The sequence below is a fragment of the Hyphomicrobiales bacterium genome (assembly GCA_016710435.1).
Lineage (GTDB): Bacteria > Pseudomonadota > Alphaproteobacteria > Rhizobiales > Aestuariivirgaceae > Aestuariivirga.
Genome location: JADJVV010000014.1, coordinates 1 through 15420, shown reverse-complemented (window position 1 = coordinate 15420; position 15420 = coordinate 1). Strand labels below are relative to the sequence as shown.

Annotated in this window: 21 protein-coding genes; 3 read left to right on the top strand and 18 right to left on the bottom strand. The window is 59.9% G+C overall.

The genetic code is table 11. The features are described 5' to 3' along the window. The first annotated feature begins 217 nt into the window (after positions 1-217). Complete coding sequence (locus tag IPM06_19110) at positions 218-523, top strand: hypothetical protein (GenBank protein ID MBK8772514.1); 306 nt, start codon at positions 218-220, stop codon at positions 521-523. Between the two features lie 3 nt (positions 524-526). Here the strand turns inward: IPM06_19110 and IPM06_19105 are convergent, their stop codons facing one another. From IPM06_19105 to IPM06_19070, 8 genes are all read right to left on the bottom strand, one after another. Further along, entirely contained in the window at positions 527-1573 is a 1047-nt protein-coding gene (locus tag IPM06_19105; protein ID MBK8772513.1) for a glycoside hydrolase family protein, read from the bottom strand. Between the two features lie 50 nt (positions 1574-1623). After that, complete coding sequence (locus tag IPM06_19100; GenBank protein ID MBK8772512.1) at positions 1624-1860, bottom strand: hypothetical protein; 237 nt, start codon at positions 1858-1860, stop codon at positions 1624-1626. Positions 1861-1904: 44 nt separating this feature from the next. Next, positions 1905-2555, bottom strand: coding sequence for a hypothetical protein (locus IPM06_19095; protein ID MBK8772511.1), 651 nt, complete (start codon positions 2553-2555; stop codon positions 1905-1907). Next, complete coding sequence (locus tag IPM06_19090) at positions 2556-6155, bottom strand: hypothetical protein (protein MBK8772510.1); 3600 nt, start codon at positions 6153-6155, stop codon at positions 2556-2558. Continuing rightward, positions 6152-6562, bottom strand: a complete 411-nt coding sequence (locus IPM06_19085) for a C40 family peptidase (protein MBK8772509.1) — start codon at positions 6560-6562, stop codon at positions 6152-6154. The genes IPM06_19090 and IPM06_19085 overlap by 4 nt, the downstream gene beginning before the upstream one ends. Continuing rightward, a complete protein-coding gene (locus IPM06_19080) occupies positions 6559-7383 on the bottom strand; it encodes a DUF2163 domain-containing protein (protein ID MBK8772508.1) in 825 nt (274 codons plus the stop codon). Before IPM06_19080 ends, IPM06_19085 begins: the two co-directional genes overlap by 4 nt. Beyond that, positions 7380-8651, bottom strand: coding sequence for a DUF2460 domain-containing protein (locus IPM06_19075; protein ID MBK8772507.1), 1272 nt, complete (start codon positions 8649-8651; stop codon positions 7380-7382). Before IPM06_19075 ends, IPM06_19080 begins: the two co-directional genes overlap by 4 nt. 66 nt (positions 8652-8717) lie before the next feature. After that, positions 8718-9851 carry a hypothetical protein gene (locus IPM06_19070; GenBank protein ID MBK8772506.1) on the bottom strand — a complete coding sequence of 378 codons (1134 nt, stop codon included), beginning with the start codon at positions 9849-9851 and terminating at the stop codon, positions 8718-8720. On the opposite strand from IPM06_19070, the gene IPM06_19065 reads away from it, so the two are divergent. Then, complete coding sequence (locus IPM06_19065; GenBank protein MBK8772505.1) at positions 9832-10197, top strand: hypothetical protein; 366 nt, start codon at positions 9832-9834, stop codon at positions 10195-10197. The genes IPM06_19070 and IPM06_19065 overlap by 20 nt on opposite strands. Here IPM06_19065 and IPM06_19060 read toward each other — a convergent pair. The 9 genes from IPM06_19060 to IPM06_19020 form a co-directional block, all read right to left on the bottom strand. After that, positions 10178-10357 (bottom strand): hypothetical protein, encoded by a 180-nt coding sequence (locus IPM06_19060; GenBank protein MBK8772504.1) that lies wholly within the window; start codon positions 10355-10357, stop codon positions 10178-10180. The two genes, IPM06_19065 and IPM06_19060, sit on opposite strands and share 20 nt — an antisense overlap. 301 nt (positions 10358-10658) lie before the next feature. Continuing rightward, on the bottom strand, positions 10659-10901 hold the full coding sequence (locus IPM06_19055) for a hypothetical protein (GenBank protein ID MBK8772503.1): 243 nt from the start codon (positions 10899-10901) through the stop codon (positions 10659-10661). Between the two features lie 146 nt (positions 10902-11047). Continuing rightward, positions 11048-11782, bottom strand: a complete 735-nt coding sequence (locus tag IPM06_19050) for a hypothetical protein (GenBank protein ID MBK8772502.1) — start codon at positions 11780-11782, stop codon at positions 11048-11050. Between the two features lie 67 nt (positions 11783-11849). Next, positions 11850-12047 (bottom strand): hypothetical protein, encoded by a 198-nt coding sequence (locus tag IPM06_19045; protein ID MBK8772501.1) that lies wholly within the window; start codon positions 12045-12047, stop codon positions 11850-11852. Then, positions 12048-12317, bottom strand: a complete 270-nt coding sequence (locus IPM06_19040) for a hypothetical protein (GenBank protein ID MBK8772500.1) — start codon at positions 12315-12317, stop codon at positions 12048-12050. Beyond that, the gene (locus IPM06_19035) at positions 12317-12691 is read right to left on the bottom strand and encodes a hypothetical protein (protein ID MBK8772499.1); all 375 of its coding nucleotides are present in this window, start codon (positions 12689-12691) and stop codon (positions 12317-12319) included. The genes IPM06_19040 and IPM06_19035 overlap by 1 nt, the downstream gene beginning before the upstream one ends. 271 nt (positions 12692-12962) lie before the next feature. Beyond that, complete coding sequence (locus IPM06_19030) at positions 12963-13541, bottom strand: hypothetical protein (protein MBK8772498.1); 579 nt, start codon at positions 13539-13541, stop codon at positions 12963-12965. Positions 13542-13822: 281 nt separating this feature from the next. After that, on the bottom strand, positions 13823-13993 hold the full coding sequence (locus IPM06_19025) for a hypothetical protein (protein ID MBK8772497.1): 171 nt from the start codon (positions 13991-13993) through the stop codon (positions 13823-13825). A gap of 466 nt (positions 13994-14459) precedes the next feature. Continuing rightward, entirely contained in the window at positions 14460-14903 is a 444-nt protein-coding gene (locus IPM06_19020) for a hypothetical protein (protein ID MBK8772496.1), read from the bottom strand. Here IPM06_19020 and IPM06_19015 point away from each other — a divergent pair. Then, entirely contained in the window at positions 14890-15147 is a 258-nt protein-coding gene (locus IPM06_19015; GenBank protein MBK8772495.1) for a hypothetical protein, read from the top strand. The two genes, IPM06_19020 and IPM06_19015, sit on opposite strands and share 14 nt — an antisense overlap. On the opposite strand, the gene IPM06_19010 is transcribed toward IPM06_19015, so the two are convergent. Beyond that, on the bottom strand, positions 15144-15359 hold the full coding sequence (locus IPM06_19010) for a hypothetical protein (GenBank protein ID MBK8772494.1): 216 nt from the start codon (positions 15357-15359) through the stop codon (positions 15144-15146). The two genes, IPM06_19015 and IPM06_19010, sit on opposite strands and share 4 nt — an antisense overlap. Positions 15360-15420: the final 61 nt, after the last annotated feature.

The following is a 15420-nucleotide window of genomic DNA, read 5'->3' as shown; positions in this document are numbered from 1 at the left end:
GCCGCCAGCGACGCCATGAGGATTGCCGACGACGGCTGCGCAATGCGTGGCAAATGCTCGACCGACTGAACCAGTTTGGCAAGGCTGAAATTGGCAAGCTGGCTGCGCCTAACGCTTAGGTAACAAGCCGCCGCGAACGGTGGCTATTTGACGAACAACGCTCATTGCGGCGGTCTTGTTGACCGTTGAGTTGGGCTGGTTTTAAGGAGATTGAACGATGAACGGAAGAATACTCACCTGCGTTTATTGCGGGCACGAATACCCACAGGACACGCCGGCAGCAGGAAGCCAGGTGCTGACGGAGCACATCAAGGTTTGCGAGCGGCACCCGATGCGGAAGGCCGAAGGCGACATTGCCCTGCTGCGCGGCGCGCTTGTTGGCCTGATCGGCGCAGACGGCGAGGACGATCTGCGGCAGATGGAAGCGACGATGCGACTGTTGCCGGCACCGGACGCCGATAAGGCGGTTTCGATCAACGCGATTCATGCGCTGCTGGCGACCATGCCGCCCAACGCAAAGTAGACATCAAAACCGCCGCCTATTCTGCCGTAAGGCGACAAAGGCGGCGGCGTTGATTATTTGGCGTTGATCAGGTCGGTTTTGCGCTGACTGGAGAAGCTGGTTCCGGAGGTAATAGCCGGACACCGCGCCAAGCACCATGCTGATGATCGACGACACCACCATCGCCTTGATTTCCATCGTCCAGTCCGGTCCGAAGATGACGGCACCGACGACCATATAGACCAGCGGTAACATGCTGGCCGAGATGATGAAGGCGGGCGACTTGAATACGCTGGCGCCGGCGGCCTGGAGTGCGACATCGGCTTTCCGCGCGCCCTCGATCCCGCCGCCACCGGACTCGCCGGTGAGCGTGTACCACTGCGCTTCGATGGCGCTGGCGTAGTGGCTGGCCAGTTCGGGGTCGGACTGGATGGCGGCGACAGCGCCTTCCGCCGTGGGCTGGGCCGTCACCGCCTTGGCGATCTCGACGGCGATCTCGGCGGCTTTGGCGTTTTTCTCGGCCTGTTCGCCATGCCCGAAAAGGCGGATCAGCGCGGGTGCGGCCTGAATAAGGCTTGGAATCGCTGCCAGAACGAAGGGCGCCATGTTGGTTGCTCCTGGTTGTGTTTGGGTTGGGCCTGGGTTTTCTTGAAAGGGTGCGGCACTCTGGCCGCCCTCCTTCGTCAGCCGATCGAGAAAGGCAAGGCAGTCGGCCATGCTTTTCGTCGGCTGGCCGTAGGGACTGCCGGGCAGCGAGGCCCATTCTCGGTTGCAGCGCTCCAGCGCAGTCGGCCAGTCGCCCTCAAGCACGGCAGGCAAGGCACGGCGGCGCTCGATCAGGTAGAGCGCGGCACGGTCCTGGTTGGCCGCTGAAAAGTCGGGCAGGTCGAGCGCCTTTTTGCATTCGTCCCAGGTGCGGGAAAGAAACTGATACGCGCCCGCAGCGGTGGAGGTGATCGGCTTTCCACCGAGCGTTCGCGTAATCAACCGGCGCGGGTGGTCTTCAAACTCGGTGAAGTGTTCGCCACCGAACAGCGTGGAATAGCCGGCGCCTTCGGTGTAGCGGATCAGCGCGAGGAATGCCTGTACGTTCGGATTCTTTAGCGTGTTGTCGTAGCTGGTCATTTAAGGTGGTCTTTCGCCCAGGCTATAACCGCCCAAATCATTGCGGCAGCACCGGCCATGATCGGAATCAGGATTTTCGACCCTTTCCACAGCGCCACCAGCTCCTCAAGCGCCGGCTTTATGGAGTCTGATTCCGCCATGTGCGAGGTGATCTTGCGGTCGATTTCCAAAAGTAGGCGGTCTTGAGAATCCATGCGCCGGTGGAGGTTGGCGATCAGTTCGTGGTCGGTCATGCTTTTCCCTTCTCGCCTATGTTGGCGGGATGCTGTTAAACCTTTTACGTGTCAGCCGTAACCCTAACGACGTTCGTTCCGTCAGCCATCACGGTGGCCGTCTTGGTGGTTGCAATGGTGATCCCAGTGCCGGATGCGCCAATGATGCGAACGCTTTGAGCCGTGTTATTGACGACGACCCACACTTTAGGAAGCAACGGCACAATGAAGTCGCGGGTGGTGCTGATTACGCCAGCCGTAATGCTGATGATGTCGTTCGAGGCTTCGGACTGCGTCAGTGTGTAGTTGGCATCAGACGGAAAAGCCAGCGCGAGTCGCCCCGTCCATTTTGGGCATGTCAGACGATAGTCGGTATAACTGGTGATGGTGGATGTGCCGGTCACTACCGAATAAAGCGGGATACGGCCAGCGGTGAAAGCGCTTGTATTTTTCGACACTGACCCATCGGTCGGCAAGGCTTCTACATAGTTGGTCGCGGATGCAGTAAGCGCCACGGTCCCATTGTTGATGGCTGTGAGAACCCCATTGACCAGCACCATGCCGCCGTAATATCCCCAAGTCAGGCCGGTGGTCGTTGACTGCCGCCTGCCATATAACGTCGACGGGCTTGCGGCATCGAAAAACGCATTGACGGTAATTTCCTTGCTGGCCTGAGATTGAACCAAAAGGTCTAGGTTTGTGGTTGAGTTTGCCATTTATACTTCCTCGAATGGGGTGGATCGCGGCGTGAAGTTGGAGGTGTATGCGAACCCTTTACTGAATATGAATTCGTCGGCATATCCGGTTAGAGAACCCCCGTAAATGTCACCTAGCAAATAAAATCTATCGGTGGATTGCAATCCAGCCACGCTTGCGAATGTTCCAGTCGCCACCTGGACGCCATTAATAAACAATCTGGCAACCATGTCAGCGTAGGTAATTGAGCAGGTAAGATGCGTCCATGTATTTAGCGGAACAGAGCCAATTGAGTTTATGACGTAATATTCACGAGCATATAAAACAAGTTTTCCGCTTGTATCAATAAAGAAAATGTGTCCCGCGCTACTACCTGTATTTGTAAAGGTTTGATAGATGATTGAATTCGTCGCAAACGAGGTGATATAAACCCAACACTCAAACATTGAGTCAACGGTAGACACATCGGCTAACGATGTATTCGTCACCGCAATGTAATCGCCCGATCCATCTCCCTTTGCAGAAGAACTTCCAGCCTTTGATTGATCCGTGCTGATCTGCATATTGCCGTTTGCCGTCAGCGTGTTGCCCTTAACGTCGACAAAAGTGGTTGATCCGTTTGTACCTTCAAAATGCGAAGCCAGAACCGCGTAAGAAAACAGCGTTTTTGCAACCAGATCAATATTCAACGGGTTGCCGCGCCCGACGTTTGACGATAGCTGATATATGCTTGAATAAAAATATGCAGGAGTTATAGGGAAGTCGGCATCTTGTTGCGTTTTTGTGTACGTGAATGACTGAGTAGTTGAAGAAATAACGCGCTTTTCTACGGTTCGGGTATTGTCCGTAAAAACAACCATTTCATACATCTCGGAAGCCTCCCCGAGCGGCGCATCAATGTAATCCCTCCATTCTCCGCCAATGCGAGTCCGGCGAATGAAATCAATCACCGTGTCAGCGCCGACCCTTCTAACCAACGGATAAACCGGACTCAAGCACTCAAGATTATTTCCGCGATATGAAAACGTGGTTTCTGGCGTTTGAGCAAGGCTTCGACCCTGCGTGACGGCCTTATACAAAAGCGCCGATCCGATTGCGTTCAGGTTTGAGGCAGACCATTGAACAAGCGTCGAATCAAGTAAAATGATGTCGTCGCCTGAAGCATGAAGCCCCATCGCCCACTCGCTGCCGAACCGACCTCTAAGTAAGTCGGTGAGTACATAGGTTCCATCACCCTGCAAGGCGCAATTCTGCGCCGCGATGATTTCCCACCGGCCATCTGTGCCATAGGCAAAGTGATTTAGACCGTTCAGCATTTGCGCTTCGGTGACGCTTGATAAGGTCGCCCCGTTGGTCATGGTGACGGATAGTTTTCCGGCCTTGTCTATCATGCGTGAATCGGAAGGCATCCCGAGCGCAGCACCGCACGATCCAATTTTGCACTGATCGACAAACCCGTTCACGGCGGCGTAGGTTTGACCAGAGTCAACCGACCTGTAAAGCGTACCGCCGTGCCAGCCTGAATTAAGGCCACCCATCGCCACAACAAATCCCGGCTCGTCTACTGAATCAAGCAAGGTCGGAAGGTCGAGCAGCCTGACGTTGCTGAACCCTTCCGGCGAAAGCGTTGCCACAGGTGGCGGCGAAGTTTCTCCAACTGCGGTGCTGGTGTAGGTTGCAGCGTTGTTATAACGCGCCGAGCATTCAAGAATGCCGCTCGGGAGGTAATTGATATTCGTGAGCCTTACCGAATACGTCGCCGACACATCGTTGATGGTGATGACATCGGCGGGTTCCAAATTAAGGTAATCTGGAGACAGCTTGAAGCTGAGTTCATTGCGCTCCAACCAGTACATATAGAGCAGCACCTCGGACATCTGCGCCGCTTCGTCGGGAGAAAGCACCAGCGGCATTTCAATGCTGCGGATATTGACCGAATCAGTATTCAACCGCTCGGAATACTGCTCGGCGATGTCGTACTCGCGCACCGCGTCAAGATAAGTCAGACGCACTCGGTAGGGAAGCTGACTGTCCATTTCGCGGGCGTTGGTGATCCTCACCGCATCGCCTTCTGCGCTTTCTTTTGCGGAGAGCGCCTGCCCTGGGACTGTCGCCACGCTTGACGTCGATCCGCGCCGCTTGAATTTAATGCCATATCCGCTTTGTACAATGTCGAACGGGTAAGCGCCTTGCAATGGTTCGACAGATGACCTGATTGCCGCGACTGTCGCTACACGATACCCATGAACCATGTCGGCCAGTCCGGTCACATCAATGTCGCCAGCCGTGAGCAGGGACGACTGAAGGCACTCAGACTGAACGACGCTGGCAAGCGTCACATCGGATGGCGTCAATACTGAATGCTGGTATGGCGCAAAGGTCGGCAGATCATCCTTGTAAACAAGCTGATCCCATGTCAGGTTTGCGACGGTGTAGGTGACTCCAGCGCCAACCGCCGGATAGACTGACCCGTATGGGTCAAATGAAGCACTCGGCAAATTGAATAGCGGGCGATCGTCTGCTTCTGGATTCCCTTCACCGTAGAAAACACCGTTTCTGCTTATCCAGACTTTTTTGGTATCGTAATTGACGGCCACTCCAATAATGTCGCCGATGGTAAAGTCATAGAGCGTATTTGGTTCTGACGACCCGTTTCTGACCAAACCAATTGACGCGCCGTAATAATTGGTATTTGTAATAAGGTAGGTTTGCTCACCGTATGGGTTGTGCGGGTAATTTTGTGGCCCCAGCCATTCATTTTGAGCAATGACGCCGAAATAATACCCGCGAGCAGAAACCGAATCGGGCCGTATCAAATATTCAATGTAATACTTTCCGCTTCTTGGCGTTGATTTGCGAATCCAGTAAGCATTAAACGATGACCCGTTATCCCAAGTGTGCGTTCTTGTGTCGGCAGATAATGCAGAGGCGAATGGGCTGGACGATTGATATTCAGCAGTTTCAATTGCCCCGTCTGTAACTACCTCGACCTTGATCTGCGCCGCAGCCAGCGTGTTTCCATACTTTTCAAGCGGAAGGTCATAGAACACAAGGTAAGCAAGCCCGCGATAGGCAGAAGTTTGACCAACGCCAAGATCTGCCTGCATGCGCGGATCAGGGTTTTGCGTGTCACTTCCGTTGTAAAAAGCAAAGAAACTTTGCGTCTGAGCCGATACCAAAAGCGTCCCTACGTCAGATGACCCTTGGTCGTAAATCATCTGGTTATTGATCCAGATGCGCCTGATTCCGAATATCTGCCCCTTACATAAACCAAGCGCAAAGGTTGAAGAATATGCGTAGGTTGTAGTTTCCGACCCGCCGCCGCCTTTACCGCCTTGGCTTTCTGTCTTGCTGGTTTCCTTCAGCGCGTTATTTTCAATCCAGAACACGTTTCCGTAGATGGCAGTCGTGCCATAGACACGGGGGATGATTTGGCCGAGTGTTGACGTCTGCTGAGACAGGTCAGACAGGCGCGGTCCTTTGATGTCCGGTCCTTTTGGCGGGTCAATCGCGCCGCCAATTGCCATGCCGATAGATGCGCCAAGCATGACGTTTCCACCAGCGAAAAACCCGATGACCGCACCGACAACGCCACCAATTATCTGACCAGCACTGCTCATGCTTCAACCCCTGCGAAACGATAGATTCCGACGATGCGGCGAAGCCACTTATCGTCCAACCCGTGTTCACACACTTTGCCGACCGTCTGGTAGCTATGGACAATGGTTTCGCCCGTAAAGATGGCAAGGTGCTGCGGCTGCGACAGAAAGCGCATCAGCAGCACATCCCCACGCTGCATTTCGGATACGCGCTCAAGGCATTGCTGACCGTCTAGCGCCGCTTCAAGCAAGCCGTCAGACGGCGTGCGAGCATAGTTCCCTTGGTCGTGATGTTCGATGCCAAGAGAGTTCGCTACATGGACGACCAGACCCGCGCAATCAAGCCCGACGCCAATCACGCGCCCCTGATGTACGAACGGCGTACCGATAGCAAGCCGGGCGGCGGCAATCACATCGTCGGCGGTCAAGCGTCACCCCGTTGCGTATAAACCGACGACGGCGGCAAATCCCAAAAGGCCATCGAGTTGATGACGTTCGACCACTTATCCCTGCAGTCGACCTTGCGCTTGCGGCAACCGGGAATCATCACATAAGCATCGCCATTGGACGGCGTGTAATAGAAGGGTTCAAAAGTGGTGATCGTGCCGTCTGCGGCATAAGATTTTATTTCCAGTGCCTTCAGTCCGGCGTTACTTCCTGTGGTAAAGCGGATCGTCCCGCCGCCGAAATAGTCAGCGGCTTCGGCTCGGCTTGAGTCACGGATAACCTGCGGCGAAGTAACGCTTGTCACTGCCCCTGACACATCAATGGACCCGAGATCAATCTTGCATCCGGCATCGCCAAAGGTATGCGAACAGAGCGCGGTATAGCTTGTCCCTACCGACTGGTTAAGCGTGTCGATCAGGGCCATGCCTTCGATGCGATAGCGATCATCGTCTAACGTCGTCTTGCCGAAAAACCCAGATGACACCGGCTCGTAATCCTCAACCGGCGACAAATAATTGCATTTGAAGATATAGACCCGCGCATTGTCGAACACGCCGCTGGCGATCTGGTCGCGCGAAATTCCGGCGACTCCCGCAATCCCTTCCAGGTCAATCGCAGAGGGTGAAGTTCCGGTCGAGGCAGAATAGGCGGTAGCCTCATAGCCGCTGTCGGTTTCATAAACCGCAGCGTTCGACATGGTGAGATTGAACGGGTAGCTCGTCAGGCGAGCCACAGTACCGTTGGTGCAGACGATGCGGATGCACCAGGCGGCGGTATGGTAAGGCGCGACGGTCGATTTCATGGATTCAGCAACTCGATTAGTTCGACGGCATCGACGGGCCGGTACCCTGGATAATCCTGACCGATGGGCAGCGTCGAGTTGAAGCGTACCGGGTAGTCGAACTCGAAGCCTGCCGACACCGTTTCGCCCGACTGCGGGCGGGTATGGACGACGCCGCCGCTGGTGTAGGTCGAGAAGGCGGTCGAGTTGATTGCCACCGTGATCGTCGTCGCCGATGTGGCGGTAATCAGGGCGCGCTGGCCGTTGATCTGCGTCATGCCGACGACGCCGGAAACCTGCACGCTCTGCCCGGTGACGAAGCCATGCGCCGATCCGACCACCAGCTCGGCGCTCGCCGCCTGGCTGATCGAGGTCACGGCCTTGGTCTGGTCGGCGGCGAAGGTGACGCGGCCGGTGGTGGTATCGACCGACCAGTCGGCCGAGCGGATCGCCGTCGCGCCGATGCCGACCAGCACCGTGCCGGCCACCGGCTTCTTGATGTAGCGGTAGGCGTAGCCCGTGGCGCCGGCGGCCTTGTCCGTGCCGTATTGCTTGGCCAGTTGATAGACGCCGGCCGAGACCAGCACCATTGGCTGATCGAAGGCGGTTGGGGTTCCCTTGGCGCCGTTGCTCGACCACTCGTCGAAGCAGCGCGCCCGGAAGCCGGCGAAGGTGCCGTGGGCGCGGTGATAGACGGCCATCAGTTGCGCGTAGGTTTTGGCCTCGTCCAACAGGTAGGAGATGTCGAAGCGGCGCACCGGGTAGGGATGGACCAGCGAGCGGTATTCCTGCCCGCCGGCGGTCGATACCACGTTGACCGCGTAGTCATCCTGGTAGGACGACCCGTAGCGGATCAGGTCGGATAGGCGTTCTTCGAGGAAATCAGCCATAGCGGCGCGCTCCGTTTGCCACGCCCAGCACCGAGCGCGCCCCGGAAGCGGCGGCGCGCTTGACCTGCGCGGGTTCGGCGGCGCCGTAAGTTCATGACCTGATTGACCGGCTGGCCGCCGCCCGACATGGCGACCGGAATACGCCGGCCATCGGGGAGGCGGGACGTAGGCTTCCGGGGTGCTGCCCTCGCCGAACATCGCCATTGCTGGCGAATTGGCGATGCCGCCCCGCGCGTACTTGTTCAAAGTTGGCGCGCCATGACTCGTCATGATGCCGCCGTTGGCGAAGTTCAGCCCGCCGCCGGTGGGATAGGATTTCAACCAATCCAGCGACGAAGTGCCGCCCGAACCACCGAAAAGCCCGGAAATCCACTTCAGGCCGCTTCCGGCGAGCTCCAATATTGCCCGTATTGCCCATGTCGCCAAACAACAGCTTTCCGAGCTGGGCGGCGGCGGCCTGGGCGATCATCTTCTGCACCACCTGGGCGAAGGATTGGCCGATGCTCTGCATGCCGTCCTTGGTCGGGTTGATGAAGAAGTCAGGCCATCGCGTCCTGCATGTTTGCGCGCCGCCTGCTTGGCGAATTCGTTCACTTCGTCGATTGCCTTGATCGCGTCTTCGGCGTCCTTCTGCTGCTGCGATTTTTCCTCGCCCTTGATCAGTGCCCCGGACAACTTTTCGCGCAAGGCGAGTTCTTCTTCGAGGACGGCGATCTGGTCCTCGCTGGCGCCGTTCTGTTTGGCGATGGCGATGGCGTCGGCCAGCCGCGCCTGCTCGACGACGCTGATCTGCGCGGCGTTGAGTCCGAACAGCTCGGCGGCCTTCTCGGCGGCCTCGATCTGCTCGAACATCGCCTGGCGGTTTTTGGTGTTGGTGCCTTCGGCGGATTCCAGCGCCTTGCGGTAATCTTCCTGCGCAGTGACCAGCTTTTCGAGCGTGGCCAGGTTGTCAAGGCTGGCGAAGATCGCCTCGCGCTGGGCGCCGGTTGCCTTGAGGATGCCGGCTTCAAGCTGATACTTGACCTTGGCCGCTTCCTTCTCGGCAGCGGTCATCTTGTCGGTCGATTGCAGGTCGACTTCCTTGAGCGCGACCTGCTCGCGCAATGAGGTGATCAGGCGGGCGGCGTCGTCGGCCTGCGAGCGGGCAGCGCCGGTTTTAGGCGATCCAGTAGTCGCGGGCGTGCGCTTGATCGGTTCCGTGCCGCCAGTAGCAGCAATCGGCTTGCCGGTGCCATTCTTGATGCTTTCAAGTTGCGTGTAATAGCTTATTTCCTGCTGGACACGGCGCAGCCGTTCGTTATCGCCGTCTTTTCCGCGCCCGATGCTGATCGTGTCTTCGAGTTTCTGCGCTTCCTTGTTGAGCGCCGCGAGGCTTTCGGTCGGCGTCTTGAAGTTGAGCGACTTCATCACGCCGTAACGGACGAAGGCATCGAGCAAGCCATCTGAGTTCTTGATTGCGACCAGGGCTTCGGATGAAAACTGAATCAGGAACGGCAGCAGGTTTTCGGCGAGCGCCCGCCCTGCGGCAGACGACACGACACTGAGGCGCAGCAGGTTGTCGTTGAATTCGTCGGCCTGCTTGGTCAGGTCTGAATTCAATGACGGCGCCGAGCTTTTCGGCTTCGTCGCGCATGCTTCGATGCCGGCGGCGCCGCCATCAAGCTTCGGCTTTCAGCTTTGCGCCGGACTTTCCAACCAGGTCGACGGCCAGCGCCGTTTTTGCGGCACCGTCCTCGAAGCTGGCAAAGCGTTCGGCGATTTCTGCAAAGACCGCGTCGGACGATTTCAGCTTTTCCGGCGAGTCAGTGACCTTGATGCCAAGGTCGGCGAACAGGTCGACGCTTCCTTGCTGCCGCTTGCTGCTTCCTGCATCTTGACCGACAGCTTGGTCAAGGCCGTCGTCATTTCCTCGAATTCGAGGCCATTCAACTGGCCGGCGAAATGAGTGCGCTCAAATCCTCGACGGTTACGCCGATGCGCTCGGCGGCCTCGTTCAGCTTGTCGAGGTCGTCAATCGTCTGCGTGATTGTCGCCGTCAGGCTGGCGCCGCCGACAAAGCCGAGCAGGCCGCCACCAACCCCCGAGCGAAGCAAAGGTCTGACCAAGGCGCAGAACCGGCAGCAGAGGCGATTGCAGCCCGCGCTGCGCCGAGGCGATGGCGGCGCGGGTTTCGTCCTTTGCGGTGATGATGACTTCGGTTTTTTGGGTCATAACGATTTCGCAAAGGCCAGCGGGTCCAGCGGTTTAATTTCAGGCGGCGGCTCGGGGATCGCTTCCCAGGGTTGCCACTTTCATACTCGAACCATTCGGCGTATTCGCGCGCCGACAGGTTCGTTTCCAGTTCGGCCACCGTGCGCCCGAGCCGCGCGGCGAGGATGAAAAGGAAGCGGCGCTCGGGCGCCGCCCTCAGTTTTTTGCGGCTTCCTCTGCATCAAGTCCGGACAGTTGCTTGGCTACCGTGAACACGCGCAGCGCCGCGGCGAATTGCACGCCGCCGAAGCCTTCCCACTCGGCTTCGGTGAGCAGCGGCTTATCGTCCGGCCCAACGACGGCCAGGTGCAACAGGCGCGCCATCGAGGCGAAGCCGGCATCGTCGTCGCGCAGGCCGGCAAACAGCGCCATGCGGTCGCGCAGCAGCAGGCCCCGCACGGTGATATCGCCGCCGAGTTCCGGCAGGGCGACATCCTCGCGCGGGAGGCCACGGAGGCAGGGTTATGGCCGATCTGTCGAGGGCCATCGTTTAGCTCGAATACGCCTTCGGACCACCAGCGCCGTGAAGACGACGGTGGTCTTGATCAAATCCTGCGCCGAGCCGGTGGGCGACAGCGAGCAGCCGACGTAGGCGTGAAGGTGAACTTCTGGCCGTTGGCGAGGCTGAACAGGATGGCGCGCTGGGCCTGCGAGTCGGAGGCCGACTTCAGGCGACCAGGCCGGCGTCGGACGGGTCCCAGAACGAGTCGAGATGTGTAGTTCGACGGGTTGGGCGGGCCGGGGACCTGCGTCTTGATGTTGTCGTGGATCGTGGTGGTGTCGATGAAGTCGAAGTCGCCGCCCGAAGCGTTGATCGAGGTCAGCGTGGCCAGCGAGGTGCCGAAGGTGATCTTCTGCGCGGTGCCGGAAACGAAAGTCCCGTAGTTGGTGGTGTCCTCGCCTTCGAGCGAGAAGCTGTCGGTGGCGACGGCGGACACGCGGAAAACGCGGTAGTTGACCTGGTACATGCCTGCGCCAGGATCAGCTATAATCGCCATGCTGCAGCCGTGCGCCGTCGAGGAAACGACGCCGGTGGTGTTTTGGTGATTGCGGTGATGGTCTTGGTGGCGGCGAGAGCCGATTGAACCGATACGGCCACGTTCGCCCATTTGGTGATGACTGCCATTTCGATCTCCTTGAATCCGGGTGCCGGGCGAACCGGCGGCGGTTAAATAAGTGATGCGGAAGGTCAGGACGATGCGCCCGGCCGGTTTCTCGACCGCCTCGTCGAAATCAACTTCGAGGCGGGTGAGTTCGTTGCGATAGGTGAATCCGGCCATGCCGTTTCGACTTCGGCGGCGATGGTGTCCAGGGTGTCGTCGTTGCTGGCCGACTTGGCGCAGCCGGTTACGGCCAGGTCGAGGTTGCGTTCAGCCATGCCGCTGATCGTTCCCGGCGTGATTTCCTCGTCGTTGGTCGTGACCAACTCACTGGCAGCGATTCCTGCGGCGCCATGCGGCTCTGGAAGACGCGCGAGCCGGTGGTGGTCAGGTTGGTGAGCAGGGTGGCGGCGGCTTCGCGGATCGCCTGGCGGGCGTGGGCCATTTATGCGGCCTCCAACCGGCAGACATCCCAGCCGGTGCCGTCGCCTTCGACGTGCGTCACCGTGTAGGTCACGCCGCCGATCAGCAGCGTATTGCCGCGCACGACGGCCGAGGCGGTCGGGCAGCGGAAGACGGGATCATTTCCGGCGATCATGCCGTAGGCTTCGCCGTAGGCTTTGTCGAAGACGCCGGAAACCGCCGTCGAGCCGTTCTTGGTCGCGGTGGTGGCGAAGTCGGCGAGGAACGGATCGTTGTATTCGACGAAGGCCATCAGGAGTCATCCTTTGCTAGCCGCGGCGGATTACGATAAGGCGGCACATAGCCAGAAGGCCGGCGCGGCTTCGTAGCAGCACGAACCGGCGCAGCGGTGGTGGCGAAGTCGGCGGCCTGCTCGGTGATCATGCGGCCTGCCTTTCCTCGATGCCGAGGCTTTGCAGCACCAGGGCGGCGACGTCTTCGGCGCTGTAGCTGGCCATGCAGGCGGCGGCGCCGGTGCGGGTGTCCTTGCTGCACTATGACGGCGGCCGCGTTGTGGATGCGGTGGCACGGGTGGCGGGCGACCGGCGCTTCGAGCGCGGCGGTGTTGATCCAGTCGCGGGTCAGGTTTTCGTTGCTCGAGTGCGAGAACATGACGACCTTCGGCATAAGCTTCCATCCTTCTACGTTGGCGAACTACGCTTTCGCTGCCGACTGAAGGCGTCGGCTTCGAGGCACAGGGTCATCGCCAGGCGCAGCGGGAATTCCTGGCCGACAACGTGGCCGTATTCGATGCCGTGGCGCTCGACGAGGTCGAGGTCAGGAGGTGCGTCAGGTCGCCGACCATGATCGAATGGACGCCGGCGTCGGCGAGCAGGCCCGCGAGCGCCTGCGTGTGCGGCCATGCCTTGGAACGGTCCGGATCCGGTGGGCGGGACCGTCACCGGCTGCCGGGCAGGCGGGCGCGGGTTTCGGCGGCCTGGCGCTCGGCGGCGGTCGGGTAGGACTTCTGGCGGCTCGGCGTGCCGTCCGCAGCTCGGCATAGGCGTTCACCATCGCCGAGGTAGTTGTGGTTCATCAGCTGGCGTGGCGGACCGGCGCCGGCGGGCGAAAATCCTGCCCGGACTGGTGCGGCAGCAGGCGAGTTTTCGACCGAGCCGATCAGGTTGACCCACTCATCGGAACTTGACCGCCTCATCCGCCCAATCTCGATCAGCTCGTCGTCGCCGAGGATGCCCTGCGGCAGCCTTGGTGATGGCGGCGAAGTGCGGGTCGTGGCGCAGCACTCCTCGCCGTTCTTGGCGACGTAGGCGGTCTGGCATAGCCCTGGTCGTGCAGGTGGGCGGCGACGCTGGCGGCCCTGGCGCATCGCCATGCCGCCGATGCGGACGATGCCGGCGGTCTTGGCCGGGCGCGGGGGCGGCCTGGCTCGGACTGGCCGGCGCCGGCGGCCTTCTTCTGGAAGACCGGCAGAAACGAATCCCTGGTTGCCGTCGCCGCGCGTCTGCTCATTAGCCAACGACCCAGTCAGGGAAGGCGAGCCGGAAGAAATCGACGATGACTTCCGGGCGGAAATCGTGCTTGTGGTCAGGGTTGCTGCCGGGCTGGCGATGTTCGGGTAGAGGTCGGCGTGCGGAAGGTAGAGGCTGGGTGGCCGTCGACTCGACGAGCAGGCGCCTCCACTCGCGCAGCGCGCCTGCCAGTCCTCGATATGTTCGAGGGTGTGGCTGGAAAAGATGGATTCAGCGGCGCCGTCGGCGCAGATCGCCCGGGCGGGCGGCGTCGGGGACCGATGTCGGGCTATGGCGATGCCGAACAGGTCGCTACATCGCGCGAGTCGTGCCGATCAGGTGCGGCCATCACCGCCCAGGCCGCAGCCGACGTCAGCCCGCCGCGCGCCGGGTAAACCAGCACTTCGTAGCGGACCTTGTCGGACTCGTAACCCTGCGGTGCGGATGCTGACCAGACCATCGTTTTCCTTTGCTTGTTCGGGTGCTGCCGGCTGCTGGCCGGCGGACTGGTGAAGCAGGCGGGACGGGTTGCCCCCGTCTTTGGTTTTTGCGTTGGCCGGCGAGCGAGGTCGTCGACCTTGGCGGGCTACAACCAGGCTGGCGGATCACCAAGTCAAGCGACTGGTTCAGGGTGATCTTGACCTGACCGGGTGTCGGCCTTGGTGTAGGGGATCGACCGTGATGTCGGGGCACCAGGAACAGGCCGATGGTAGCCATCGACCAGTCGCTGCCGAAAGATCGCCGAGGAAGCAGACCGTGGTACTGGTGCCTTTCGTCAGGTTGCTCGGCATGTTTGTTGAGATCGCCACTGAGTGGCCGTTGAGCGGCTGGGCGCCGTTCTGCCGGACCATCGACAGGTTGGTGCCGGCTGCGTCTGCTTCAGCTGCCGCGCGTGCGAGATGATGAGCAGGTATCCGGCGGGGCGGTCAGGTTCGGCGTTGGCGTTGGCGCAGGCGCTTTCCCGGATCGACCACCATGCGCGGAGTCGGTGCGGCGCCAACAATTGCCGGCGACGCGTGGAAGTGCGAGATGTTGGCGGTGTAGCGGATGCCGGTCATCTGCGGGGCGGTGCCGGTGCCCGTTATTACTGGTTTTCGAGGTTGACCGCAGCCGACATAATCGGGTCGTCGCGGATCAAACTTCGAGGGGCCATCGCGCGGCTGGATGATCGCCTGCTTCGACTTCGACAATAAGCCGGTACGCTTCGGCGACAAGTCACCTTGGCGGTTGCCGGCGCGGTTTCGGGCCGGAACCGATTTCCGTCCAGACCGATGGTCGAGGCGGTTGCCTTGCGCAGCAGGTCGTTGCCAGTCAGGCCGGTCGGACGCGGGCGCCGGCTGGCTCATCACCAGGTTGTTGCGCTGGGACATCGACCTTGACATTCGCCGCGCAGTCGGTCTGACCAGGTTTGCCGGCCTCGGTGGCGGTACCGACGTTGAAGTCACGGGAGAAGGCTTCGCGCTGGTAAAGAACCTTCCGGCAGGCGGCCATCATCTTGGCGACGCCTTTAGACGTCCCACGCTCGAAGCCGGCTTCCGCGCCAGTCCACCGGTGATCGCGGCGGACAGCGCACAGCAGCAAGTGTGGCTTGATTTCCTTGCGGAGTCAGGCTAAGGGGCGATGCCCGGACGCGTCGGTGTGGCGCGTCTGGATTTCTCGATGACGAAAGTCGCCCAGAAGGCTTCGACCGAGCGGCCGTTGCGGATCGCGTCGGCGGTGTCGTTGGGGCCGGATCTTTGGCGTACTGCGTGCCGAGGGGCCATAAGGTGCGTCGCGGCGCTCGATTTCGAGTTCGGCCACAGCGTCTTGGTGATCGGATCGGACATGGTTTTTCTCCAAAACCAAAATGGGGTTTGGCGGGTGCTGCGGGTTGCGGTGCGAGTTCGG